The organism is Nostoc sp. CALU 546 (genome assembly GCF_048836525.1).
On record NZ_JAWJTF010000308.1, the window covers coordinates 1 to 2,397 of the forward strand.

Here is a 2,397-nt window from a genome sequence, read left to right on the forward strand (position 1 = left end):
GCCCAATGCCTAATGATAAGCAGCTACGCGTCTACACCAAAGAAAATCAGCATACTTTGCAAAGACTGATTAGAGCGATCGCGCTTTCCGAAGGTCAATTTGCCCTGATTTTAGTGCGATGTAACTATGGGCAATTACGTGAGCAAATGTTAGAGAATATTCGCTCCATCACCAAAGACATCAACATCAGAGAAATCGTTCTTAATCCATCAACTACTTCTTTACACACCACAATAGTCTCAGAACTATCTTTAGATAATCCTGCCGTCCTGACAGACTCTTTACCATCTGCTGTGATGGTTTTTGGTATTGAGTCAATTATCGACCTGGAAAACTTACTTACAGGCATCAACCAAGCACGAGATATCTATGCTGCAACTTTTCCATTTCCAGTGGTGTTGTGGCTCCAAGATGAAGTCGCATCATTGCTTTCAAGATTAGCGCCTGATTTCAAAAGCTGGGCTGCAACCACAATTAAATTTGAAATGGCCAAAGCAGATTTAATTGCTTTGATCCACCAAGAGGCAGAATCTCTATTTGCCAAAGTTTTAGAAGCTGGTGCTGAAACTTTTTTATCTAATGCTTTCCTCGATTTAGATCCTAAGTCTCAACACCGCCACGAAATAGAATCAGCCCGTAATGATTTGTTGCGTCTGTATGGTGTTCAATTAACACCAGGATTAGAAGCTAGTTTAGAGTTTGTCTTGGGGCGAGATAAATATGCCAACGATCAAATTAATGGTGCTTTAGCCAATTATCAAAGAAGTCTAGCATTATGGCAGCAGGAAATAAAAAGAGTAGCAGAGTGGGAAAGTAATTCTTCTTTCTCCCTCTCATGTCCTCACCCTACTCCTACCTCGTCTTCACTCAAGCAAGCAATAGTACTATTCCACCTGGGACTTTGCTATCACCGAATGGCAGACTTATACCAAAATACTAGCAGCTATTGCGAACATGCTCTCTTGTGGTTTAAACAATGCTTGGAGCTATTGGAAGAGGTACAAAGAGAAGACTTAGTTGCTAAATTTATTTTGCCTGCTTGTGAAATGCTGCAACGTTTACAAGCCTGGGATGACTTAAAAGAATTAGCTCAAAAGTCATTACATCTACATAAAACTTATGGAACTCCTGCACAAATTGCTCAAAATTATGGCTTTTTGGCAAATGTAGCGGCTTCTGAGTCAAATTGGGTACTAGCTCATGAATTAGCAAATACAGCACTTTCTATCGCCGAAGAAGCAACAGAAGTTTATCTGCGAGACGCTTTGCGAACACGCCAACAAGAAAGTTGGTATCTTCTCTTGCTAGCACGTACACAACGGCATCTGGGTGAGTGGGAGGAGGCTATCAATAACCTAGAATGGGCGAGGGTAGTTTGTGAGCTACAACATCAGCCATCACTTTACCTAGAGATATTAGAGGAACTGCGATCGCTTTACTTTTTTGAGCGTCATGACTATACAGAAGCCTTTAAGCTGAAGCAAGAAAAAATTCAAATAGAACACCAGTATGGCTTTCGTGCCTTCATCGGCGCAAGTCAATTGCAGCCGCAACGCCCCAGAATTAACCCAGTACTGGAACCTCATAAAATACCGTTTATTCCTGAAGAGATTGCTCAAGAAATATCTGCTTCTGGACGCCAACAAGATGTCAATCGTTTAATTGAAAGAATTAGCCGCGCTGACTACAAACTCACAGTAATTTATGGGCCATCAGGTGTAGGTAAAAGTTCGATTCTCAAAGCTGGTTTAGTGCCAGCGCTTAAGGGAAAAGTTATCGGTGAACGAATTCCTATACCTATTGTTTTGTCTGTTTATACCGATTGGATGACAATCTTGATCAGCAGTATTAATCAAGCACTGGCACATACAGAAATATCGCTTAGTCTTGACTCTGCACCCACTATACTGCTAGAAAAAATTCGGTTAGCATCTGAACGCAATTATACAATAATACTCATACTAGACCAGTTTGAAGAATTTTTCTTTGTTAGTAATCCTCCCAGCCAAAGAATAGAATTTTATAAATTTTTTAGTGAATGCTTAAATATTTCTTATGTAAAAGTTATTCTCTCATTACGAGAAGATTATTTACATCATCTGTTAGAATTTGAACGCTTGAGCCAAAACAATATTACTGGATTATATGATTTAGGTGTAATTAATAAAAATATTCTCGATAAGGACATTCGCTACTATTTAGGAAAATTCTCTAGCCAGGATGCCAAAGCTATAATTCACAGTCTTACCCAACGTTCACATTATGAACTGAGTAGTGAATTAATCAACCGATTAGTGCAGGATTTAACAGGAGAACTAGACGAAGTACATCCAATTGAATTACAGATAGTCGGCGCTCAACTACAAATAGAAAACATTACCACACTTCCAGAATATA

1 pseudogene is annotated in these 2,397 nt (G+C 39.3%); it reads left to right on the forward strand.

Going from position 1 to position 2,397, the window contains the following annotated elements:
* Positions 1–5 precede the first annotated feature (5 nt).
* A pseudogene (locus RRG12_RS43080) lies at positions 6–2,397 on the forward strand (hypothetical protein); the annotation flags it as partial.